This window comes from Streptosporangium canum (genome assembly GCF_900113865.1).
Classification (GTDB): domain Bacteria; phylum Actinomycetota; class Actinomycetes; order Streptosporangiales; family Streptosporangiaceae; genus Streptosporangium; species Streptosporangium canum.
This window is the reverse complement of sequence record NZ_FOQY01000021.1, coordinates 100,513-122,573: the sequence shown is the minus strand read 5'-3', so window position 1 is coordinate 122,573 and position 22,061 is coordinate 100,513. Positions and strand designations below refer to the sequence as shown.

At 71.2% G+C, this 22,061-nt stretch carries 21 protein-coding genes; 12 read left to right on the top strand and 9 right to left on the bottom strand.

Annotated elements, in window-relative coordinates; all coding sequences use genetic code 11:
- Positions 1 to 48 precede the first annotated feature (48 nt).
- Both BM085_RS27295 and BM085_RS27290 read right to left on the bottom strand, forming a co-directional pair.
- Positions 49 to 1,029: an NAD(P)-dependent oxidoreductase gene (locus BM085_RS27295; RefSeq protein WP_093889751.1), complete on the bottom strand. Its 981-nt coding sequence runs from the start codon at positions 1,027 to 1,029 to the stop codon at positions 49 to 51.
- 1 nt (position 1,030) lies between these two features.
- Positions 1,031 to 2,602 (bottom strand): serine/threonine-protein kinase, encoded by a 1,572-nt coding sequence (locus BM085_RS27290; protein WP_245789734.1) that lies wholly within the window; start codon positions 2,600 to 2,602, stop codon positions 1,031 to 1,033.
- 224 nt (positions 2,603 to 2,826) lie between these two features.
- Between BM085_RS27290 and BM085_RS27285 the strand changes: the two genes are divergently transcribed.
- The 6 genes from BM085_RS27285 (at position 2,827) to BM085_RS27260 (ending at position 8,041) form a co-directional block, all read left to right on the top strand.
- Positions 2,827 to 3,960: a CaiB/BaiF CoA transferase family protein gene (locus BM085_RS27285; RefSeq protein WP_093889749.1), complete on the top strand. Its 1,134-nt coding sequence runs from the start codon at positions 2,827 to 2,829 to the stop codon at positions 3,958 to 3,960.
- Between the two features lie 140 nt (positions 3,961 to 4,100).
- Complete coding sequence (locus tag BM085_RS27280; RefSeq protein WP_093889748.1) at positions 4,101 to 5,324, top strand: cytochrome P450; 1,224 nt, start codon at positions 4,101 to 4,103, stop codon at positions 5,322 to 5,324.
- A 142-nt stretch (positions 5,325 to 5,466) separates the two neighbouring features.
- The gene (locus BM085_RS27275; RefSeq protein ID WP_093889747.1) at positions 5,467 to 6,312 is read left to right on the top strand and encodes an ABC transporter ATP-binding protein; all 846 of its coding nucleotides are present in this window, start codon (positions 5,467 to 5,469) and stop codon (positions 6,310 to 6,312) included.
- Positions 6,309 to 7,145 (top strand): ABC transporter permease, encoded by an 837-nt coding sequence (locus tag BM085_RS27270; RefSeq protein WP_093889746.1) that lies wholly within the window; start codon positions 6,309 to 6,311, stop codon positions 7,143 to 7,145. Before BM085_RS27275 ends, BM085_RS27270 begins: the two co-directional genes overlap by 4 nt.
- 18 nt (positions 7,146 to 7,163) lie before the next feature.
- Positions 7,164 to 7,400, top strand: a complete 237-nt coding sequence (locus BM085_RS27265; RefSeq protein WP_031165217.1) for a helix-turn-helix transcriptional regulator — start codon at positions 7,164 to 7,166, stop codon at positions 7,398 to 7,400.
- Positions 7,400 to 8,041 (top strand): hypothetical protein, encoded by a 642-nt coding sequence (locus tag BM085_RS27260; protein WP_093889745.1) that lies wholly within the window; start codon positions 7,400 to 7,402, stop codon positions 8,039 to 8,041. The genes BM085_RS27265 and BM085_RS27260 overlap by 1 nt, the downstream gene beginning before the upstream one ends.
- Here the strand turns inward: BM085_RS27260 and BM085_RS27255 are convergent.
- Complete coding sequence (locus tag BM085_RS27255; RefSeq protein WP_093889744.1) at positions 8,011 to 8,478, bottom strand: GyrI-like domain-containing protein; 468 nt, start codon at positions 8,476 to 8,478, stop codon at positions 8,011 to 8,013. The genes BM085_RS27260 and BM085_RS27255 overlap by 31 nt on opposite strands.
- Before the next feature lie 139 nt (positions 8,479 to 8,617).
- Between BM085_RS27255 and BM085_RS27250 the strand changes: the two genes are divergently transcribed.
- Entirely contained in the window at positions 8,618 to 10,057 is a 1,440-nt protein-coding gene (locus BM085_RS27250; RefSeq protein ID WP_093889743.1) for a GuaB1 family IMP dehydrogenase-related protein, read from the top strand.
- 94 nt (positions 10,058 to 10,151) lie between these two features.
- Here BM085_RS27250 and BM085_RS44660 read toward each other — a convergent pair whose 3' ends face one another.
- Positions 10,152 to 10,307 carry a hypothetical protein gene (locus BM085_RS44660; protein ID WP_177245295.1) on the bottom strand — a complete coding sequence of 52 codons (156 nt, stop codon included), beginning with the start codon at positions 10,305 to 10,307 and terminating at the stop codon, positions 10,152 to 10,154.
- 252 nt (positions 10,308 to 10,559) lie between these two features.
- Here BM085_RS44660 and BM085_RS27245 point away from each other — a divergent pair, with 252 nt between their 5' ends.
- Entirely contained in the window at positions 10,560 to 11,210 is a 651-nt protein-coding gene (locus tag BM085_RS27245) for a YflT domain-containing protein (RefSeq protein WP_093889742.1), read from the top strand.
- A 97-nt stretch (positions 11,211 to 11,307) separates the two neighbouring features.
- On the opposite strand, the gene BM085_RS27240 is transcribed toward BM085_RS27245, so the two are convergent.
- From BM085_RS27240 to BM085_RS27230, 3 genes are all read right to left on the bottom strand, one after another.
- Entirely contained in the window at positions 11,308 to 12,258 is a 951-nt protein-coding gene (locus BM085_RS27240) for a carbohydrate ABC transporter permease (protein ID WP_093889741.1), read from the bottom strand.
- Positions 12,259 to 12,325: 67 nt separating this feature from the next.
- Positions 12,326 to 13,297: a carbohydrate ABC transporter permease gene (locus BM085_RS27235; protein WP_093889740.1), complete on the bottom strand. Its 972-nt coding sequence runs from the start codon at positions 13,295 to 13,297 to the stop codon at positions 12,326 to 12,328.
- An 85-nt stretch (positions 13,298 to 13,382) separates the two neighbouring features.
- Positions 13,383 to 14,738 carry an ABC transporter substrate-binding protein gene (locus tag BM085_RS27230; RefSeq protein WP_093889739.1) on the bottom strand — a complete coding sequence of 452 codons (1,356 nt, stop codon included), beginning with the start codon at positions 14,736 to 14,738 and terminating at the stop codon, positions 13,383 to 13,385.
- A gap of 191 nt (positions 14,739 to 14,929) precedes the next feature.
- On the opposite strand from BM085_RS27230, the gene BM085_RS27225 reads away from it, so the two are divergent.
- Positions 14,930 to 16,309 carry a GH1 family beta-glucosidase gene (locus BM085_RS27225; RefSeq protein ID WP_093889738.1) on the top strand — a complete coding sequence of 460 codons (1,380 nt, stop codon included), beginning with the start codon at positions 14,930 to 14,932 and terminating at the stop codon, positions 16,307 to 16,309.
- Positions 16,306 to 17,304 carry a LacI family DNA-binding transcriptional regulator gene (locus BM085_RS27220; protein ID WP_093889737.1) on the top strand — a complete coding sequence of 333 codons (999 nt, stop codon included), beginning with the start codon at positions 16,306 to 16,308 and terminating at the stop codon, positions 17,302 to 17,304. The genes BM085_RS27225 and BM085_RS27220 overlap by 4 nt, the downstream gene beginning before the upstream one ends.
- On the opposite strand, the gene BM085_RS27215 is transcribed toward BM085_RS27220, so the two are convergent.
- Both BM085_RS27215 and BM085_RS27210 read right to left on the bottom strand, forming a co-directional pair.
- Positions 17,288 to 18,280 (bottom strand): LacI family DNA-binding transcriptional regulator, encoded by a 993-nt coding sequence (locus BM085_RS27215; protein WP_093889769.1) that lies wholly within the window; start codon positions 18,278 to 18,280, stop codon positions 17,288 to 17,290. The genes BM085_RS27220 and BM085_RS27215 overlap by 17 nt on opposite strands.
- A gap of 438 nt (positions 18,281 to 18,718) precedes the next feature.
- Positions 18,719 to 19,489, bottom strand: a complete 771-nt coding sequence (locus tag BM085_RS27210; protein ID WP_031165237.1) for an SDR family oxidoreductase — start codon at positions 19,487 to 19,489, stop codon at positions 18,719 to 18,721.
- 137 nt (positions 19,490 to 19,626) lie between these two features.
- Between BM085_RS27210 and BM085_RS27205 the strand changes: the two genes are divergently transcribed.
- Together BM085_RS27205 and BM085_RS27195 are read left to right on the top strand one after the other, a co-directional pair.
- Positions 19,627 to 20,001, top strand: a complete 375-nt coding sequence (locus tag BM085_RS27205; RefSeq protein ID WP_031165239.1) for an FKBP-type peptidyl-prolyl cis-trans isomerase — start codon at positions 19,627 to 19,629, stop codon at positions 19,999 to 20,001.
- A 68-nt stretch (positions 20,002 to 20,069) separates the two neighbouring features.
- On the top strand, positions 20,070 to 21,890 hold the full coding sequence (locus BM085_RS27195) for an ATP-dependent DNA ligase (RefSeq protein WP_245789732.1): 1,821 nt from the start codon (positions 20,070 to 20,072) through the stop codon (positions 21,888 to 21,890).
- The last annotated feature ends 171 nt before the right edge of the window (positions 21,891 to 22,061 follow it).

The following is a 22,061-nucleotide window of genomic DNA, read 5'->3' as shown; positions in this document are numbered from 1 at the left end:
CCCGGGTGTCCCGCGAGCCAGACGGGACACGTTAAACGCGCGAAAACTCTACGGACCTCCGTCCTCGGGGCGACGCCGGACCACCGGGTCCACCCCGTTGAGCACGTTGGCCACCGGACGTCCCTCCACCGCGGCCCGCAGGTTGTCCAGCACGCACCGGACCAGGCGGCCGGTGGACTGCGGGGTCACCCCGGCCACGTGCGGCGACAGCAGCACCCGGGCGCTGTGGCGCAGCGGGTCTCCGGGCGGCGGCGGCTCGGTCTCGAAAACGTCCAGCGCGGCACCGCCCAGGTGCCCGGACTCCAGGGCCGACAGCAGCGCCGCCTGGTCCACCACTCCCCCGCGGGCGGCGTTGACCAGCAGCGATCCCGCGGGCATCCGGGACGGGTCGATCAGGCCCCGGGTCTCCTCCGACAGGGCGATCACCGCCACGAGCACGTCGGAGCCGGCGACCAGCGCCTCCAGCTCCTGGTAGGCGTAGGGCACCTCGCGGGGGCGCCGCGTCCAGTAGGACACCTCGCAGCCGTAGCCGTCGAACATCCGGGCGCACGCCTCGCCGATCGGGCCGAAGCCGACGATGCCCACCCGCGAGCCGTACAGCTCCCTGGGGCCGAGGTCGAGCTGGGGCCAGCCGCCCGCGCGGACCGCGGCGTCGGCGTCGAGCAGCCGCCTCGACAGCGCGAGCGCGGCGGCGAAGCACCACTCGGCCACCGCGATGGCGCTCACTCCCGCGGTGTTGGCCAGCGGCACTCCGGCGGCGGCCAGCGCGCCGAGGTCGTGGCCGTCCACGCCCACCGAGGGCTGCTGCACGAACGCCAGGCGCGGGGCGGCGAGGACGGCCTCGGCGTCCAGCGCGAGCCCGCCGCTCCAGTCGCCGACCACGATCTCGGCCTCCGGCAGGGCGGCGAGCAGGGCCTCCCGGTCGCGGCGGGCCGGGACGGACACCTCGACCCGCTCGCCCAGCGGCCCGAGCAGACCGCGCAGCGCCTCCCCGGGAAGCGGCGGCAGCGCCAGCACCCTCCATGTCACCTCACTCGCCCCCGCGCGGCTGGAAGCTCTTGAAGACCTGGTTCATGCTGTTCAGCTGGCTCTTCCACTCGGCTTCGGCGGTGGTCCAGCTCAGCACCATGACCGTGTCGCCGACCCCGATGAACCGGCGGATCTCGTGGTAGGTCATTCCGGGACGGGCCCACGGCACGCCGCCGCTGTCCTTCATCGTCCAGGTGAACTCCCACTGGAGGCCGGTGCCGTAGGCCAGGGGGACGCGCGTGACGTCGTCGGCGTCGATCTCGCTCCACTGCGCCGCGTCGGTCCTGACGGTCTCCTGGAGTGACTCCAGGCTGTCGTGGGGGCCGGGGAGCGCCTCCACCGACATGTGCGCGCCTCCATCGCGGCGCAGCCACTGGGTGTAGCCCGTCTCGGCGGCCCAGTCGCCCTTCCAGCCGGCCGGATACCGGATGGACCAGTTCTCCGGGGGCTTGGCCTGCCACTGCCTCCACTGCTGCCCCTCCGCGACGGCGGTACGGCTCCTCGACGGCCTGGGGGTGGGGGACTCGCTCGGCGGCTCGGTCGCGGTGGCCACGGCGTCGACGGTGGAGGTGTCCGAGACCGGGCCGGCCTGCGGGGGACTCGGCGGCTCTGACTGCGTCATCGCCACGGCCGCCGCCGCTCCCCCGCCGGCCAGGACCACCACGGCGGCCACGATCAGCGGGATCCGGCCGCGGCCGCGGTCCCGCCTGCGCCGCGGGGCGGGCATCGCCGAGGTGGGCGCGTCCCGCCTGCGGTGCCGTTCGGTACGGCGGGGCGCCGCCGCGGGGTCGCCGCCCACCTCCGCCAGGAGCGCGTCGGCCTGCTGGAGGGTCAGCCGGTGGGCGGGGTCGCGTTGGAGCATGCCCTCGAGCACCTCCCGCATCGCGGGGGGCACCCGGCTGAAGTCGGGCTCCTCGGTGAGGAGGGCGCCGAGGGTGGCGATGGCGGTGGTGCGCTCGAAGGGGCCGTGGCCCAGCAGCGCGGCGTAGAGGGTGGCGCCGAGCGCCCACAGGTCGGACCAGGGGCCCGCCGCGTCGGCCGTGGCGCGTTCCGGCGGCAGGAAGCTGGGCGAGCCCGTGACCATGCCGGTCTGGGTCAGCGAGGTGTCGCCCTCCACGGTCGCGATGCCGAAGTCGGTCAGCACGGCCCGGCCGTCGGGGGCGAGCAGGATGTTGCTGGGCTTGACGTCACGGTGCAGGATTCCCGCCTCGTGGGCCGCCTGGAGCGCCGACAGCACCTGGCGGCCGATGTCGGCGACCTGCTGGACCGGGAGCGGACCGGCCTCGTCCAGGCCGCGGGCCCTGACGAGCTCCATGATGATCCAAGGGCGGCCGTCCTGCTCGGCCACGTCGTAGACCGCCACGATGCCCCGGTGGTTGAGCCGGGCCGCGGTCCTGGCCTCTCGCGAAGTGCGGGTCAGCTGGCGCTCGTGCTCGGCCGGGGCGAGGTTCGGCGGGAGCAGCACCTCCTTGACCGCGACCGGCCGGTCCAGGAGCGTGTCGTATCCCTCCCACACCACGCCCATGCCGCCCCGGCCGAGCTCCCGCAGCAGTCGGTAACGCCCAGCGACCATCCGTTCACTGTGCGGATATGTCATCGCGCAACCCCTAGGTCCCCATTCAGATAACGCGCAAGTTTCCCATAACACCCAAGCGCCACGCGGCCCCATGCCGGATGTCTTGCCACAGAAAGCCGAATGTTGTTCTACTTGGCTCGAGGGAAGGCCGCTTGTTACCAAGCGCTTGTTTGTGTGAGCCGTGCCCGGCTAGAGTCGAGACCGCACCCGAGGAGATGTCGATGGAGCGCGTGACCAGGAAGGGCCCGCTGGCCGGAGTCCGCGTGCTTGAGCTGGCCGGCCTGGCCCCCGGGCCGTTCGCCGGGATGATGCTGGCCGACCACGGCGCGGAGGTGCTGCGGGTCGAGCGCGTCGGCGCCGTCACCGCGGCGGGGGACAAGCCGCGCGCCGACGTGATGGACCGGGGCAAGCGGACGGTCGGCCTGGACCTGAAGTCACCCGAGGGCGTGGCCGCGTTCAAGGAGCTGGCCAGGAACGCGGACGTGGTCATCGAGGTCTTCCGGCCGGGGGTCGCCGAGCGGCTCGGCATCGGCCCCGCCGACCTGCACGAGGTCAACCCGCGCCTGGTCTACGGGCGGATGACCGGCTGGGGCCAGGAGGGCCCGCTGGCGCCGACCGCCGGGCACGACATCGACTACATCGCGATCTCCGGCGTCCTGTCGATGCTGGGCCGCGAGGGCGACCGGCCCACCCCGCCGATCAACATCCTCGGCGACTTCGCCGGCGGCGGCCTCATGCTGGCGTACGGCGTGCTGCTGGCGCTCATCGAACGGGAGCGGACCGGCGAGGGCAGGGTGATCGACGCGGCCATGGTCGACGGGGCGGCGACGCTGTTCGCCATGTTCTACCACGGGGTCCAGAGCGGCTTCTGGGGCCCGCGCGGGACCAACCTGCTCGACACCGGCGCGCCCATGTACGACACCTACGAGACCGCCGACGGCAAGTTCCTCGCGGTCGGCGCGCTGGAGCCGCAGTTCTGGACGGAGATGGTCACGCTGATGGGCCTGGAGGACCTGCCCGACCGGGGCGACAGGTCCCAGTGGCCCGCGCTGCGCGAGCGGCTGGCCGAGGCGTTCAGGTCCAGGACCCGCGCCGAGTGGGAGGCGGTATTCGAGGGTTCGGACGCGTGCGTCTCCCCCGTGCTGGACATGGCCGAGGCCGCCGACCACCCGCACAACAGGGCCCGCGGCGCGTTCGTCGAGGTCGGCGGCGTCCGGCAGCCCGCGCCCGCGCCGCGCCTGCTCGGCGCGGCCGGGCAGGACCTCTCCCCCGCGACCCGGCTGGCGGACCTGTCCTCCTGGGGACTGTCCGACGAGGCCGCCGCCAAGCTGCGCGCGGCGGGAGTGCTCGCCTGATGGAAGGCTCCGCCGTGACCTGACGCGAACGCCCCGCAGTCCCCCGAGGTTCCGGAGCTGACCATGCATGATCTCGTCATTCGCGCCGCGACGGCCGTCGGCGTCGCCCGCCCCGCGCCGCGTCCGGCCGGGAGGTGCCGATGAACGCCCCCTTCCCCGAGGAGGACCGGCCGGCCGCACCGCGCGCCGCGGCACCGGCGCTCGACCCGGCCGGGATCGACCTGCTCGACGGCGACATGTACGCCGGCGACCCCTGGCGGGTCTACGCCTGGCTGCGCGAGCACGCGCCGGTCCACTTCGACGCGGGCAACGGCCTGTGGGGCGTCTCCCGGCACGCCGACGTCTCCGCGATCGAGCGGGCCCCGAAGCTCTGGACCAACACCGGCGGCTACCGCCCGCAGCTCCCCAGCGACCCGTCGATGATCGGGCTGGACGACCCCGAGCACGCCGAGCGCCGCCGCCTGGTCTACAAGCGCTTCACCCCGCGCTACGTGGCGGAGAGATACACCGACCGGATCCGGGCCGTGGTCACCGAGCTCATCGACGACGCCCTGGACCGGCGCGCCGTGGACGCCGTCCCGGCGCTGGCCGCCCCGCTGCCGGGCCGGATGATCGGCTGGCTGCTGGGCTTCCCCGACGAGCTCTGGCCGGAGCTGGTCCACTGGTCGGAGACGACGATCGTGGCCGGCGGCGGCCTGCGATACGTCACCCACGAGGCCGCCGTCGCGGCCGGCGAGTTCGCGACCGCCGTGCTGGACCTGGCGGCCGAGCGGCGCGGATGCCCGCACGACGACCTGATCTCGGCCTGGAGCCGGCAGCCCGGCTACGACGACGACCGCCTGGCCAACGAGGCGCTGCTGCTGCTGGACGGCGGCGCCGAGACCACCAGGACCGTCATCGCCACCGCGATCGACGCGCTGATCGAGCATCCCCTCCAGTGGCGGAGGCTGCGGGAGAACCCGGCGCTGATCGGCGACGCGGTCGAGGAGTTCATCCGCTGGACCACCCCGATCCTCAACATGTGCCGGACCGCCACCCGGGACACCGTCCTGCGGGGTCAGGAGATCTCCGAGGGCCAGCAGGTCCTGCTGATGTACGGCTCCGCCAACCGGGATCCGTCGGTCTTCGACGACCCCGGCGTCTTCGACGTCACCCGCGCGCCCGGCGGCCACATCGCCTTCGGCCTCGGCACCCATTTCTGCCTCGGCGCCGCGCTGGCCCGACTGGAGCTGCGGATCTTCTTCGAGGAGTTCGTCCGCCGGGTCGGCTCGGCGGCGCGGGCCGACGACCAGGGCCCCCGCATCCTGCCCAACGCCTTCGTCAGGGGCGTCACCTCCTTCCCCGTGATCCTGGAGCCGCGCTGAGCACCGGCCCCGCGGACGGGCCCGGCCTGCCTCCGCCCGATCTCTGATCCGCACAGGTCAGGAGCGGTACACCTGTCCCAGGTGTACCGCTTTTCGTATTGAGAGTTGCTCAAAACGTAGTAGACCTACTACATTTCTACATATGGATACTGCAGTGAGCGTCCACGGGCTGCGGATGAACTACGGCGCGGCCGAAGTGCTCCGAGGCGTCGACCTCGAAATAGGGCGTGGTGAGATCTTCACGCTGCTCGGCCCCAACGGGGCGGGCAAGACCACCACGATCGAGATCCTGGAGGGCTTCAGGAACCGGTCGGCCGGCGAGGTGAGCGTGCTGGGGGTGGACCCCGAGCGGGGCACCGAGGCATGGCGGGCCAGGCTCGGGATCGTGCTGCAGAGCTGGCGCGACCATCCCCGGTGGGGGGCCAGGGACCTCCTGGCCCACCTCGGCGAGTTCTACGACGACCCCCGCGACCCCGACGAGCTGCTGGCCGCGCTCGGCCTGACCGCGCAGGCCGGGCAGCGGGTCAGCCGCCTGTCCGGTGGCCAGCGCCGCCGGCTGGACGTCGCGCTGGGCATCGTGGGCCGCCCCGAGCTGCTGTTCCTCGACGAGCCGACGACCGGGTTCGACCCCGAGGCGCGCCGGGAGTTCCACCTGCTGATCGAGAAGCTCGCCGCCGACGAGGGCATCACGGTGCTGCTGACCACGCACGACCTCGCCGAGGCCGAGAAGCTGGCGCACCGGACCGCGATCCTGGTCGGCGGGGAGATCGCCGTGTGCGGGACCCCGTCCGAGCTGGCGGAGGCCGTACAGGCGCAGTCGCACGTCCGCTGGCTGGAGGACGGCCGGGAGCGGGTCCTGACCACGCCGGACCCGTCCGGGGTGGCGTGGGAGCTGCACAGCAGGTTCGAGGGCCCGGTGCCCGGCCTGGAGATCCGGCGCCCGTCGCTGGAGGAGAACTACCTGAGCCTCATCGGGAGGGCGGCATGAACGTCAAGTCACTCCGCATCGGCCTGCGCCGGGGCTGGAAAGAGCACCTGCACCTGGTCAAGGACCGCAAGGAGCTGCTCACCACCCTGATCGGCACGGTGGGGGTCTTCGCCCTGCTGCTGCTCTGGATCGGCGACGGCCAGGTCGGGGAGACGGGCGTCTCCCAGGGCACGTTCATGACGGTCGGGTTCCTGGCCTTCACCATCTTCTCCAACGGCCTGATGACCCTCCCGATGGCGATCGCCACCGACCGCGAGGAGGGGACGCTGCTGCGGCTGCGGACCATCCCCGGCGGGATCCCGGCCTACCTCACCGGGCGGGCGGTGACGGTCCTGTGCCAGATCGCCGTGCAGAGCGTGCTGATCGTGGGCGCCGGCCTCGCCATGGGCGGCATCGCACCGCCCCGCGACTGGCTGACCCTGGTGTGGGTGCTGCTGCTGGGCACCGTCGCCGTGGTGCCGCTGGGGGCGGTCATCGGCTGCCTGGTCCCCGGGCCGAAGGCCGCGGCGGGCCTGCTGGGACTGCCGATGATGGTCCTGATGGTCACCTCGGGGGTCATGCTCCCCGTCACGTTCATGCCGGAGGTCGTCCAGTGGATCTCCCAGGCCTTCCCGCTCTACTGGCAGGGACTCGGCCTGCGGGCGGCGTTCATGCCCGACGCCATGCTCGCCGCCGAGATCGGCGGGAGCTGGCGCCTGCCCTGGGTGGCCGGCGCGCTCGCGACGTGGACCGTCGCCGGTATGCTGCTGGCGCCGGGGCTGATCCGCCGGGTCACCCGGCGCGAGTCCGGGTCCCGGCTCGCCGAGCGCCGGCTGGTGGCGCAGGCCTCCTGACCCCGGGAGAGCATCACGATGTCCGCGGAAGACGTATACAACCGGATCTCGGTGCTGAGAGCCGAACGCGGCGTCTCGCGCAAGGATCTGGCCGCCGCCCTGGGTGTCCACTATCAGACGATCGGCTATCTGGAGCGGGGCCAGTACAGCCCGAGCCTGTTCCTCGCCCTGCGCATCGCCGAGTATTTCGAGGTGCCGGTGGAGGTCGTGTTCTCCCTGAGACCGTTCCCCCGGCTTGGCAGTGAGGTGAAGTGATGGGCGAGCTGACCCCCGGCCAACTGGAGGCCCGCTACCGCGACTGGCCCCCGCGCTCCTGGTACGCCACCCGCGGGCGCCGCCGGATCCTCGTCGGGGTGGGCGCCGGCTCCGCCGGGCTGATCTGGGTCAGCGCGATCGTCTGCTACTACCTGGCGCCGAGCCTGACCGCGATGTGGACTACCTTCGCCCTGACGGGCGCCGCATTGGTGATCTACGTCGTGGTCTACTCGGCGCTGGTCGGGGTCACCCGCGGGGTGATCGGCCTGGCCGAACGCCACCTCGACGAACGCCAGTCCCGCGAGCGGCAGAAGATCCAGGCCAACGCCCACCGGGGCACCACGGTGACCCTCGTCGTGCTCGGTGTGCTGCTCTCAGTCGCCATGCCCAGGGGCGAAACGGTCGTACAGATCCCGGCGGCCGCGATCGTCATGCTGGTGTTCGGCGTGATCGCGACGCACGTCATCCTGCCGTCGCTCATGGCGGGCTGGCAGATGTCCGACCCGCCGCCGGACGACGAGGACGACCCGGACGACGGAGACGGCCGCGACGACGAGGAGCAGGACGAGGACGGCCGGAGCGGCAGGGCGCCCGGCCGGTCCGGGGACGGTCAGCCCATCGACGGGAAGACCGCCACGTAGAGGTCGGCGCCCGCCGGGTGGTGGACCTCCAGGTCGGTGGTGAAGGCGCGCGGCGGGGTGCCACCGGACTCGGTGTGCTTCCACAGCCGCTGCCAGGCCTCCAGGAGTGCCCCCGGCATCGGCCCGCGGGCCTCCAGCCTCAGCGACTGGACGCCGGGCACCCGGACCGCGACCATGCCCTCGGGCAGCGCGGCGGCGGTGCGGACGGCCACCCCGACGATCTGCGTGTAGGAGCCGTGGTGATCGCTCTCGTAGTCGGTCAGCACCGCGTAGATGTTCTCGTCCACCCGGCCGGGAACGTGCGCGAACGCTCCGGGAGCCCCCGCTCGCGCCCACAGCGCGCCCAGCCGCCCCCTGCCCGGTTCGGCCTCGTCGGCGTTCGAGGTCCGTACGGCATGGCCTACGACAATCATCTCGGGCCGGTCAACAACGATCACAGCGCCTCCTCCTCATGGCCACCCCGTTGAATTCACGCAAATGGGATCTTAGTCCCCGCTCTGACTGGTGGATCCTCTTGGGAAACCCCAAAACAGGGAACGCTCACCTTGGACTATTCACCGGATAAGGTGGACGAACGTGAAGTTTCTCAATGAGATGGCGCCGGCCTACGACCTGACCTACAGCGACGTGTTCATGGTTCCGTCGCGATCCTCCATCGGGTCCCGGCTCGCCGTCGACCTGTCGACCAACGACGGCACCGGAACGACCATCCCGCTCGTCGTCGCCAACATGACGGCCGTCGCGGGGCGCCGCATGGCCGAGACCGTCGCCCGGCGCGGCGGCATCACCGTCATCCCGCAGGACATCCCCATCGACGTCGTCTCGAACGTGGTGAGCTGGGTCAAGTCGCGGGACCTGGTCCACGACACCCCGCTCACGCTCACCCCGCACGACACCGTCGGCGAGGCCCTCAACCTGCTGCCCAAGCGGGCGCACGGCGCGATCATCATCGTCGACTGGGAGAACCGCCCGATCGGCGTGGTCACCGAGGGCGACTGCGGCGGCGTGGACATGTACACGCAGCTCTCCCAGGTCATGTCCGACCACCTGCTCACCCTGCCCGCCGGACTCGACCCGCGCGAGGCGTTCGACCGGCTCCACGGGGGCCGCCACCGGCTCGCCCCGATCGTCGACGACGACGGCCGCCTCGTCGGCATCCTGACCAGGACGGGCGCGCTGCGGGCCACGCTGTACAGGCCCGCGCTCGACGCCTCCGGCAGGCTGCGGGTCGCCGCCGCCGTCGGCGTCAACGGCGACGTGGTCGCCAAGGCCAAGGACCTGCTCGGGGCCGGGGTGGACTGCCTGGTGGTGGACACCGCCCACGGCCACCAGGAGAAGATGATCGGCGCGCTGAGGTCGATCAGGGCGCTCGACCCGGGCGTGCCGATCGCGGCGGGCAACGTCGTCACCGCCGAGGGCGTGCGCGACCTGGCCGGGGCCGGCGCGGACATCCTCAAGGTCGGCGTCGGGCCGGGCGCCATGTGCACCACCCGGATGATGACCGGCGTCGGCCGTCCCCAGTTCTCCGCGGTGCTGGAGTGCTCGGCCGAGGCCCGCCGTCTCGGCCGCCACGTGTGGGCCGACGGCGGCGTCCGGCACCCGCGCGACGTGGCCCTCGCCCTGGCCGCCGGAGCCGCCAACGTGATGGTCGGCTCCTGGTTCGCCGGGACCTACGAGTCTCCCGGTGACACCCGCACCGCCCCCGACGGGCGCAAGTACAAGGAGAACTTCGGCATGGCCTCGGCCCGCGCCGTGAAGCTGCGCACCGCCGAGGACTCCCCCTTCGACCGGGCACGCAAGGCGCTGTTCGAGGAGGGCATCTCCACCTCGCGGATGTATCTCGACCCGGCCCGGCCCAGCGTCGAGGACCAGATCGACGCCATCGTGGCCGGCCTGCGCTCCTCGTGCACCTACGCGGGCGCCTCCACTCTGGAGGAGTTCCACGAGCGCGCGGTGGTCGGCGTCCAGAGCGCGTCCGGCTACACCGAGGGCATGCCGCTCCACCAGAGCTGGTAGCCCCTGCCCGGCGGTGGCGCCCCCCGGCGCCGCCGTCGCGGCCCGTCCCCGCCGTGAACGCGCTCGCGCCCCGGCCCGGCGGGCCGCGGCGTGGTCAGCGCCGCCTTCGCGCTCCCACCAGGCGGTCACGGTGGTCACGGTGGTCGTGCAGGTACAGCGGCCGCCTGCCCGTGTAGCGGGTGAGACAGCACAGTGCCATCAGTCCTGTGAGCGCGAGCACTGCTTCGATCATCACGATGAATGCGATCATTCCAGGTTCCTTCGCGGACCTAGCGCCGGACAACCCGTACCGCCGCGCATCGGCGGCGTCTTTTGCTAAAGAACCTTAACAGTGACAGGGCGATTTGTTGCCCTATGTCCACTTTCGCCAGAAAACTTTTCATTTGAAACTATTACATGTCCTCCATGGACACAAGGTCTCGCCCGCGATCGCGCATTGTCGACCGGGGGCAGGGTAGTCGCCAGGCCGGATCCCCCTCTACGCACGGGAAGGCGAACGGACATGACGGAACTCCCCACCCCCCTGGCCACCCCTCCGGCCACCCAGGTCGTCGTCGACCGGAGAGTGCTGGTCGGCTACGACAACTACCTGGCCGCGCAGCGAGCCGTGGACTCGCTCTCCGACGCGGGCTTCCCCGTCGAGCACGTGGCGATCGTCGGCAGCGACCTGAAGCTGGAGGAGACCGTCACCGGCAGGATGACCAACGGACGCGCCGCGCTCACCGGGGCGGGGAGCGGTGCCGTCTTCGGCGCGGTGGTGGGGATGTTCCTCGGGCTGTTCACCTCGACCACGATGTCGTTCGTCGTGCTCGTGCTCTGGGCTGCGCTCTGGGGCGCCGTGATGGGGGCGGCCTTCGGGTTCATCAACCACTTCTTCACCGGCGGCAAGCGGGACTTCGCCTCACGTAACGCGATCGTCGCCGGCCGCTACGACGTGCTGGTCGCGGCCTCGCACCTCGACCACGCCCGCGCCGTCATGGAAGGGGCTCCCGGCCCCGCCGACACGATGGTGGTCGAGGTCCCGGCGTCCGCCGGACTCTACGACCCGGCCGCCGCGCAGCCCACAGCCCCCGACCACCGCGCCGTCACGGAACCCGCCGCCTCCGGCCACTCCCCCGTCACCGAACCGGCCGCGCCGGACCGCCGCGCCTGACCGGCCGGCCCCACGCGTGCCGCCCGCCGCGACCGCGGACCCGGCAGCCGGTCCGGGGCGGAACCGAGGGCGGCGGGCGGGTCCGAGGGCGGTGGGCTCAGCCCTTGACGCTGCCCGCGAGCAGGCCCCGGACGAAGTAGCGCTGCATCGACAGGAAGACGGCCAGCGGGATGACCACCGAGACGAACGCGCCCGAGGTCAGGCGCTGCCACTCGTTGCCCTTGGTACCGGCCATCTGCGCCAGCCGTACCGTCATGGGGGCGGTCTCCGCGGTGCCGCCGGCGAAGATCAGGGCCACCAGCAGGTCGTTCCAGACCCAGAGGAACTGGAAGATGCCGAAGGTGGCCAGCGCGGGCCCGACCAGGGGCAGGACCAGCTTGCGCAGGATCGTGCCGTGGGTGGCGCCGTCCACCCGGGCGGCCTCCATGAGATCGCCCGGCAGCTCGGCCATGAAGTTGTGGATCAGGAAGATGCCCAGCGGCAGCGCGAAGCAGGTGTGCGCGAACCAGACCTGGACGAAGCGGGCCGACCCCTCCAGCTCCCAGCCGGGCAGGACCTGGAGGCCGAAGACCTCCACGCCCTGGGAGAAGAACGACAGCAGCGGGACCAGGGCCATCTGCAGCGGCACGATCTGGAGCGCGAAGACGCCGATGTAGATCCACTCGCGTCCCCGGAACGGCAGCCAGGCCAGCGCGTAGGCGGCGAAGGTGGACAGGGCCAGCGGCAGGAGCACCGAGGGGATCGTGATGACGATCGAGTTGATCAGGAAGCTCATCATCTGGCCGGAGGAGGAGGAGGTGCCGAACAGCACCTCCTGGTAGTTCTCCAGCGTGAGCTGCGGATCGGAGAAGAACGTCCACCACCCGGTGGACTTGATCTGGTCCTCCGGGCGCAGCGAGGACAGCAGCAGGCCGAAGGTCGGAGTGGTCCACAGGACAGCGATGACGATCGCCACGGCGCTGGCGACCCGGCTGGTCAGCCGCCGCCGGACCCGCTGGGGAGCCGTGACAGCCCTGGTCCGCGCCACGGTCTCGGTCAATGTGGTCACGCGGACTCCTTCGTCGGAGACGTTCCCGTGGCGCCGTGCCCGCAGGCCCGCCCGATCCCCCGCCCGCTCACCGGACCTCCCGGCGCTGGCGGATCTGGTAGATCACGATGGGCGTCACCAGGACGAACAGGAAGACCGCGAGTGCCGCGCCCTTGCCCGTCTCGCCGTAGCGGAACGCCTGGTTGTACATCTCGTTGGCGATGACGCTGGTGTCGAACTGGCCGCCGGTCATCGTGCGGACGATGTCGAACAGCTTCAGCGTGCCGATCGACTGGGTGACCAGCACCACGATCACCGCCGAGCGGATGGAGGGCAGCGTCACCCGGAAGAACATCTGCACCGGGCTCGCCCCGTCCAGCCGGGCGGCCTCGATGATCTCCGCCGGGATTCCCTTGATCGCGGCGGAGAGCACCACGGTGGCGAAGCCCGCCTGGATCCAGACCATCACCACGATCAGGAACAGCGTGTTCAGCGGCGGCTCCTGAAGCCACTGCTGGGGCTGGCCGCCCATGCTCACCACGAGCTGGTTGAGCAGGCCGATCTGGTCCTGGTCGTCGGCGCGGTAGGCGTAGACGAACCGCCAGATGATGCCCGCGCCGACGAACGAGATCGCCATCGGCAGGAACACCAGCGACTTGGCGACCGGCTCGAAGCGGGTGCGGTCCACCAGGACCGCGTAGACCAGCCCGACCGTGGTCACCAGCAGCGGCACGAGCAGGACCCAGATGAGCGTGTTGCGCAACACGGTCAGGGCCTCGGGCTGGGTGAACATCCAGGCGTAGTTGTCCAGCCCCACCCAGTCCCGGCCGTCGCCGCTCATGAACGACAGCAGGGTCGTCCGTACGGCGGGCACCACCAGGCCGATGCCGAGGAGGGCGAGCGCGGGCAGGAGCAGGATCGTCGCGTGGGACCAGGCCCGCCGCCGCATCGGGGCGCGGTCGACCAGCAACAGGATCACCGCGACCACCACGAGGAACGCGGCGACGCCGATCAGTAGTTGAACGAGCTTGGGCTGTTCGGCGGCGAAGTCGAAGTCCATCGGAGGGAACTCCCGGAAGGATCGTGCCGAGGGGGCGACAGGTCCGGCCCCGCAGATTACACGGGACCGGACATATCGGTAAATATCAGGACTTAGGCCAGGAGGCTTCGATGTAGTCGAGGACCGTCTTGGTGTCCTTGCCGTTGATCCAGTCGGTCATGCCCTTCCAGAAGGTGCCGGCGCCGACCGCGGCCGGCATCAGGTCCGAGCCGTCGAAGCGGAAGACCGTGTCCGGGTCCTGCAGCATCTCGATGGAGAGCTTGTCGATGGGGTTCTGCGCGTTGGCGGTGTCGACGCCCTTGCGCGCGGAGACGTAGGTCCCCAGCTTCATCCGGGTGTTGGGGAACTCCGCGGAGGCGAGGTATGCCTGCACGGCCTGGACCTCGGGACGGTCGGTGAAGGCCGCCACGAACTCGCCCGCGCCGAGGACCGGCTTCTTGGACGGGTCGTTGCCCGGCAGGTAGAAGGCGAACACGTCGCCGTCCTCGGCCACCTTCGTGCCCTCGGGCCAGAAGTTGGCGTAGAAGGACGCCTGGCGGTGCAGCGCGCACTTGCCCTGCGTGATCGGGACGCCGCCCTCCTGGAAGGCGGTGCTGGCGATCGACTTCACCGGCCCGTAGCCGCCGTTGACGAACTTGTCGTTCTTGAGGATCGCGCCGACCTTGTCCACCGCCGCGACGACCTTGGGGTCGTTGAAGGCGAGCTTGTGGCTCACCCACTCGTCGTACCCCTCGGGACCGATCTCGCGGAGCAGGATGTCCTCGATCCAGTCCGTGGCCGGCCATCCGGTCGCGTCACCGGACTCGATGCCCGCGCACCACGGCTTGACGCCGGCGCCGGCGATCGTGCCGGAGAGTGTCATCAGCTCGTCCCAGGTCGTGGGGACGGTCCAGCCCTTCTCCTTGAACATCTTCGGCGAGTACCAGACGAAGGACTTCACGCTGGCGCCCAGCGGCGCGCCGTAGAAGGTGCCGTCGACGGTGGAGTATTTGGCCCAGTCGGGCGACCAGCCCTCCTCTGCCAGCTTCTTCACCTCGGCCGAGGCGGGCTTGAGCTTGCCGGCCTTGGCGAAACGCTCCAGCAGGCCCGGCTGCGGGAAGAAGGCGATGTCCGGCGGGTTGCCGCCGTCCGCGCGCACCTGGATCTGGGCCTCGAACTCGCCGGTGCCCTCATAGGTGATCTTCATTCCCGTGCACTTCGCGAACGGCTTCCACGCCTCCTGGAACAGGTCGGCCTCGGCGTCGCGGATCGGGGAGTAGATGCTGACGGTCTTGCCGTCGTGCTTGCCGTACTTGTCGAAGGCCGCGCATTCGGCCGAGGTGCTGCCGCCTCCGCTCGCCGATGGCTTGGGCTCCGTGGATCCGCAGGCGGTGACGGCCAGCGCCAGCCCGATGGTGCCCGCCAGCAGGGTGACGCGGTTGGCCCGTGAGGGGAGCGACATGAACCTTCCTCCATATGAAGTTGCCGGGAAGTCTGAGAGCGCTCTCTGGAAGAATTGTCTGCCCCCTCCCTGATGTCAATGACTGTGATCCTACGGTTACAGTCCCATTTTTCTTGACAGGCAACTCAGACAACCGTGATGCTCGTGAGAGCGCTCTCACATGACTCAGACCAGAATGGAGCGGTGAACACATGACCATGTCCGCCGAACAGTCCTACGTCCTGGAGGACTCCGGCGTGCTGAGGTTCCCCGAGGGCTTCGTCTGGGGCGCCGCCACCGCGGCCTACCAGATCGAGGGCGCGGCTCGGGAGGACGGCAGAGGCCCCTCCATCTGGGACACCTTCTCCCGGAGCCCCGGCAAGGTGCACGCCGGGCACACCGGCGACGTGGCCTGCGACCACTACCACCGCTACCCCGACGACGTCCGCCTCATGGGCGACCTGGGCCTGCACGCCTACCGCTTCTCCATCTCCTGGCCTCGCATCCAGCCCGACGGCTCCGGTCCGGCCAACCCGCGCGGCCTGGACTTCTACGACCGCCTGGTGGACGAGCTGCACGGGACCGGGATCACCCCGATCGTGACGCTCTACCACTGGGACCTGCCGCAGACCCTGGAGGACCGGGGCGGCTGGACCAACCGGGAGACCGCCGAACGGTTCGCCGAGTACGCCGCGATCGTACACGCGCGGCTGGGTGATCGGGTCGAGACGTGGACGACCCTGAACGAGCCCTGGTGCTCGGCCTTCCTCGGCTACGCCTCGGGCATCCACGCGCCGGGCCGCAGTGAGCCGGGGCTGGGCTTCGCCGCCACCCACCACCTGCTGCTCGGTCACGGGCTGGCGGTCAAGGCGTTGCGCGCGGCCGGCGCGAGCCGGATCGGCATCACGCTCAACCTCGCACCGGTGCTCGGCGACGACGGCGAGGCCGCGTCCATCGTGGACGGCCTGCAGAACCGGATCTTCCTGGACCCGGTGCTGCGCGGGGAGTATCCCGCCGACGTGGTGGAACGGGCCGGCCGCTTCACCGACTGGTCCTTCGTCGAGGACGGCGACCTGGAGATCGTCAGCCAGCCCATCGACCTGCTGGGCGTGAACTACTACCACCCGCAGACCGTGGCCGCCCGCACCGGCGAGCCCGCCAACCCGGTCTACCCGGGCAGCGAGGGGATCGCCTTCCCCCGTCCCGACGCGCCCAGGACCGCGATGGGCTGGCCGGTCCAGCCGTCCGGGCTGACCGACCTCCTGGTACGGCTGTCGCGGGACTACCCCGGCACCCCGCTGATCATCACCGAGAACGGCGCGGCCTTCGACGACGTCGTGGAGGACGGCCGGATCCACGACGCGGGCCGGCTGTCCTACCTCGACGGGCACCTGCGCGCCGCCCACGCCGCCATCGAGGCCGGCGCCGACCTGCGCGGCTATCTCGTCTGGTCGCTGCTGGACAACTTCGAGTGGGCCGAGGGCTACGGCAAGCGGTTCGGCGTCGTGCACGTCGACTACGCCACCCAGAACCGCACGCCCAAGGACAGCGCGCTGTGGTATCGCGACGTCGTGCGCCGGAACGGGCTGTGAGAGCCCGGCCGACGCTGGAGAAGGTGGCCGCCCGGGCGGGAGTGTCCCGGGCGACCGCCTCACGGGTGGTCAACGGCTCCACCCGGGTGGCTCCGCGGATCCGCGAGGCGGTCAACCGCGCCGTGGAGGAGCTGGGTTACGTCCCCAACCAGGCCGCGCGGAGCCTGGTCACCCAGCGGGCCGACTCGATCGCCCTGGTCTTCCCCGAACCCGCGACACGGGTCTTCTCCGACGACCCGACCTTCGCCGGGATCATCCGGGGGGTCAGCCTGGAGATCGAGGAGGCCGACAAGCAGCTCGTGCTGATGCTCACCGGCCCGGACGGGAGCTACCAGCGGGTCGAGCGCTACGCCACCAACGGGCACGTGGACGGCGTGATCGTCGCCTCGATGCACGGGACCGACCCGCTGCCGGGGATCCTGACCCGGCGGGGCGTCCCGGTGGTCTGCGGCGGCCGGCCCAGCGTGCCCGGCGACCTGCGGTACGTGGACATGGACAACGCCGGCGGCGCCGAGCGGGCGGTCCGGCACCTGGTGGAGCGGGGCCGCCGCCGGATCGCGACCATCGCCGGGCCGCAGGACATGATCGCCGGGATCGACCGGCTGGCCGGCTACCGCGACGTCCTGCGCGACTCCGACCACCGCTCCATCGTCGCGGTCGGCGACTTCACCCGGGAGTCCGGCGCGATCGCGATGCGCCAGCTCCTGGCCGACGACCCCGACCTGGACGCGGTGTTCGTGGCCAACGACCTGATGGCGCTGGGCGCGCTGCGGACGCTGGGCCGGGCGGGCCGGGCGGTCCCCGGCGACGTCGCCGTCGTCGGCTTCGACGACATCCCCGCCGCGGCCTACGCCGAGCCTCCGCTGACCACCGTCCGGCAGCCGACCGTGGAGATGGGGCGGCGGCTGGCGCGCATGGTGCTCGACCCGGAGGACAGGGCGCCGGTGGTGCTCCCCACCGAGCTGGTGGTGCGGGAGTCTACGAGGAGGTCCTGACGACGAGCTCGGTGGACACGATCGACGGGTCGGCGGAGCCGTCCGCCAGGAGGCCGAGCAGCAGGCGGACCATGGCGGCGGCCTGCTCCGCGTGCGGGTTGTGGATGGTCGTGAGCGGCGGGTCGGTGTAGCGGGCGGCCTCGATGTCGTCATAGCCGACGACGGCGACGTCGTCGGGGATGCGGCGGCCCGCCTGGCGCAGCGCGTGCATGGCGCCGATCGCCATCAGGTCGTTGGCGGCGAACACCGCGTCCAGGTCGGGGTCGTCGGCCAGGAGCTGGCGCATCGCGACCGCGCCGGACTCCCGGGTGAAGTCGCCGACCGCGATGATGGAGCGGCGGTCGGAGTCGCGGAGCACGTCGCGGTAGCCGGCCAGCCGGTCCTGGCCGCCGATCATGTCCAGCGGCCCGGCGATGGTCGCGATCCGCCGTCTCCCCCGCGCCAGCAGGTGCCGCACGGCGGCGGCGCCGCCCACGTTGTCGCTGTCCACGTACGGCATGGCGACCGGCACCGCCGGCCTGCCGTAGGAGACGACCGGGACGCGCAGCCGGGTGAGCGCGACGGGCAGCGGGTCGGCGCCGTGACTCGACACGAGCATGACACCGTCCACGTGGCCGCCGGCGACATAGGTCTCCACGCGGGCGTGACTCTCCGGCGACCCGGCCAGCAACAGCACGACCTGCATGTTGACGGCCTCCAGCTCGATGCCGGCCGAGCGGATCACGGTGGAGAACATCGGGTCGTCGGAGAAGACCCGGTTCGGGGGTTCCGAGACGACCAGCGCGACCGAGTTGGTCCGCTGGGTGACCAGGTTGCGTGCCGCCCCGTTGGGGACGTAGCCCAGCTCGTTCACCGCCCGCATCACCACGTCGCGGATGTCCGGGGTCACCGTGGTCTGGCCGTTCACCACCCGGGAGACGGTCGACCGGGACACCCCGGCACGGGCGGCGACCGCCTCCAAGGTGGGTCGTCTCATCTGGTTCTCCCGCAGTCCGTTCCGCTTGATGACCTCGCGATACCACAGCGCGCCGTCCTTGAGCGGGCGCCGCTGGGTGGCGGAGTCGACGTGCACGATGCCGAATCTACGCCGCTCCCCGCCCAGGAACCTCATAAATGATCATGAAGAGAGCGCTCCCTGCGGGGATTGACGCCACCGGAGTCACGTGTCAACGACCTCTCGGACAACAATCGCCGTTACCCGCCGACACGGGAAAGGAGAGCTCCCTCCGAAATAGATACACATTTCCACAGGTCAAATGAGGCGAGATGACCTCTTCGCAAGATCGATGGAGCACTCTCACCAAAGGTAGGCCACTTTGACATCGCGTGGCGGTCATATCTCACGGCACCGGAGCCGGGCCCCGGCAGCTCCGGTCGATCTCTATTTCAGAGAGCGCTCCCCCACGTTTCTCCGTCAGGGCTCCGCGCGCCGCCAGCCACCCGCGGCATGGATGCCGCCGTCCACGTGCAGCGTGGTCCCGGTGACGAATCCAGCCATCTCACTCGCCAGGAACACCGCGGCGGCTCCGGCCTCCGCCGGATCGCCCAGACAGCCGAGCGGCGGCAGCCGTACCGGCTCGAAGGGCAGCGGGTCCGCCAGCATGCGCTCGCGCACGCCCTCCTCACCACCGGTGGGCAGCGCGTCGGGCGCGATGGCGTTGACCCGGATCCCGCGCGGGGCCAGCTCCAGCGCGAGCGAGCGGGTCAGGCTCTCCACGGCCGCCTTCATCGCCGCGTAGACCGCGAACCCCGGCGCGGCCTGGTGCGCCTCGCTGGAGGTGACGTTGACAATCGACGCCCCCGGCGGCATCAACGGCAGAAAACGTCTGATCATGGCGGTCACCTGCGTGAAGTTCTCCGCGATCAGCACGCTCTCACCTCGCGGGGAGGTCTCGGCGAAGGCCGAGTGAAACGTCCCGCCCGCATTGTTGACCAGCACGTCCACCCGGTCGAACCGCTCCCGCACCGCCTGGGCGAACACCTCCAGCGCGGCCGGATCCCGCACGTCCATGGTCATGGTGAGCGTGTCGAACCCGTCGATCGGATGCCGGTCGCACAGCGCCAGCTCCGCCCCGAACTCCCGCATGGCCTCCGCGATCGCCCGCCCGAGCCCCCGGGCCGCCCCGGTGACGACAGCGACCTTCCCGGTGAGGAGGATCTCCTCCGGGGTGTACGGCTTGCGCATCCCACCTCCACGGATCTCCTTGAGAGTACGACGCCGGGGCCGTCACGTCCCTCTGTCTCTCATACGGCCGCCGGACCCCGTAGAGTCGTCCGGCCGGCCGGAAATCGACCGGCGCGTATCCGACCAAGGAGAACCACGTGGCACTGGAGAAGCCGGAGATCGACTTCCCGGAGGGCGACGCGCCCGCGGAGTTGCAGATCGTCGACATCGTCGAGGGAGACGGCCAGGAGGCCAAGCCGGGTCACCGGGTCAGCGTGCACTACGTCGGCGTCGCCTTCTCCACCGGCGAGGAGTTCGACGCTTCGTGGAACCGCGGCGACGTCTTCGACTTCCAGCTCGGCGGCGGCCAGGTCATCGCGGGCTGGGACCAGGGTGTCGCGGGCATGAAGGTCGGCGGCCGTCGTCGCCTCACCATCCCGCCCCACCTCGGCTACGGCAGCCGCGGCGCGGGCGCCCGCATCAAGCCGGGCGAGACGCTCATCTTCGTCGTGGACCTGCTCGGCGTCAGCTGACGTCCTGGTGACGGGCCACCCTTCCATAGGGTGGCCCGTCCCGCATAGGGTGGCCCATCCCACATAGGGTGGCCCATCCCCAGAGCCGGATCACCCCGACCACCATCGGGCAGCCCACTCCCCGGAACCGGATCACCCCGACCACCATCGGGCAGCCCACTCCCCGGAACCGGATCACCCCGACCACCATCGGGCAGCCCACTCCCCGGAACCGGATCACCCCGACCACCATCGGGCAGCCCACTCCCCGGAACCGGATCACCCCGACCACCATCGGGCAGCCCACTCCCCGGAACCGGATCGCTCCGAAAAGCGGGGTCCGCTCTCCCGGAATGTCACCCCCAGCTCTTAGGCTGAGCCTTGTGTTGTTGATCGACCTTGCGCGCACCTCCGCAGCCGTGACCGCCGACTCCGCCAGACTGGCGAAGGTCGGCCATCTCGCGGAGCTGCTCGGCCGGGTCGATCCGGACGAGGCGGAGATCGCCATCTCCTATCTCTCCGGCGAGCTGCCGCAGCGCCACATCGGCGTGGGCTGGGCCGGCCTGCAGGATCCGCCCGACCCGCGCCTGGCCGCCACCGCCACCCTGCGCCAGGTCAACGACTTCCTCGACCGCATCAAGGCCCAGGCGGGCCCCGGTTCCCAGGCCGCGCGCAAGGCCCTGATCATCGAGCTGTTCGCCGCGCTCACCCGCCAGGAGCAGACCTTCCTGTCCCGGCTGCTCCGCAGCGAGCTCCGGCAGGGCGCGCTGGACGGGGTGATGATCGAGGCCATCGCGAAGGCGTCCGCAGTGCCGACGGTCGAAGTACGGCGGGCACTGACCCTCCGCGGCTGGCTGCCGGCCGTCGGCGCCGCCGCGCTGAGCGGCGGGGTCGACGCGTTGCGGGCCTTCCATCTGGAGGTCGGCCGGCCGGTGTCGCCGATGCTCGCGCAGAGCGCCACCTCTGTCACAGCCGCCCTGGGCAAGCTCGGTGGGCCGGCCGCGATCGAGTGGAAGCTCGACGGTGTGCGGGTCCAGGCTCACCGCTCCGGCGACACGGTGCGCGTCTTCACCCGGACCCTCGACGACATCACCGCCCAGGTGCCCGAGCTGGTCGAGGCGGTCCGCGCCCTGCCCTCCCAGGACCTCGTCCTGGACGGCGAGGTCATCGCGCTGCGCCCCGACGGCCGTCCCGAGCCCTTCCAGATCACCTCCGGCCGCGTGTCCAGCCGCATCGACGTGACCCGGGTGCGCGAGAGGACCCCGCTACGCGTCTTCTTCTTCGACGCCCTGCGGGTGAACGGCGCCGACCTGCTCGACCTGCCGGGCGAGGTGCGCCACGCCGCGCTGGCCGCGGCCGTGCCCTCGGAGCTGGTGACCCCCCGTCTGGTCACCGGTGACGCCGCGAGCGGCGAGGCGTTCTTCAAGGACGTTGTCAGGGCCGGTCACGAAGGCGTGGTCGTCAAGTCGCTGCAGACGCCTTACGCCGCCGGGCGGCGCGGCGCCGGTTGGATCAAGGTGAAGCCGCGGCACACGCTCGACCTGGTCGTCCTCGCCGCCGAGTGGGGCAGCGGCCGCCGCGAGGGCAGGCTCTCCAACCTTCACCTGGGCGCCCGCGACCCGCAGACCGGCGGGTTCGTCATGCTCGGCAAGACCTTCAAGGGCCTGACCGACGAGGTGCTCGCCTGGCAGACCGAGCGCTTCCTCGAAATCACCGAGGGGCCCACCGACGGCTGGACGGTCGTCGTCCGCCCCGAGCTCGTCGTCGAGATCGCGTTCGACGGAGTCCAGCAGTCCACCCGTTACCCCGGCGGCATGGCACTCCGCTTCGCCCGGGTGATCCGCTACCGCCCCGACAAGAACGCCGACCAGGCCGACACCGTGGAAATGGTGCGCTCCCTCATGCTTTAAACCGGATCCACCTCCGTGCCCCCCTGCGGCCCCCTCCTCTGGTACAGAACCAACCGGCCCCTCCCCTGCAGAGCGCTCCCTTCCCCGGTACAGAACGTCCGCCCCCTCTGCGGACCGCCCTTCCCCCGCTGAACCGACCAGCCCCACTCCTGCAGAGCCGCGCCCTCCCCC